This is a genomic window from Acinetobacter sp. (assembly GCF_050285345.1).
In the GTDB taxonomy this organism is placed as follows: Bacteria; Pseudomonadota; Gammaproteobacteria; order Pseudomonadales; family Moraxellaceae; genus Acinetobacter.
On the sequence record NZ_JBLZXR010000112.1, the window covers coordinates 7,738 to 8,192 of the forward strand.

The 455-nt window shown below is 42.0% G+C and carries 1 protein-coding gene; it reads right to left on the minus strand.

The genetic code is table 11. The annotated features are described in order from the left end of the window. Positions 1-455, minus strand: a 455-nt coding sequence (locus tag ACN6OV_RS09520) for an NAD(P)/FAD-dependent oxidoreductase (RefSeq protein WP_427952365.1), incomplete at both ends; no start/stop codon positions are given.

Consider the following 455-nt stretch of genomic DNA (forward strand, 5'->3'; position numbering starts at 1 on the left):
CCGAACGACCGAGCACACGTGGCATGTGCTCTAGTACAGTGACATTTTTACCTAAACTACGTGCAGTAGAGGCCAATTCCAAACCAATAAACCCACCACCAATAATCACGACATTTTCAGCAGTGTTGAGTGCTGAACGTAATTGTCGTGCATCCTGCAAAGTACGCAGGCTCATCACGCCTTGCAGTTCAGTTCCAGGTAAAGGTAATTGACGTGGGCGGGTTCCCGTCGCTAACACCAGATAATCATATTCAATCATGTCGCCATGATAAAGCTTAACCACATTTTCATCGGGATCAATTTCACTTACTGCAGTATTTAAACGTAAATCAATTTGATATTTTTCATAAAAGTTTTCTGGTTGCAGACAGAGTTTGGACAAATCCATTTCATCTGCATCTTTAATAAAGCTTTTGGACAAAGGCGGACGATGATACGGTAATTCAGCCTCATTA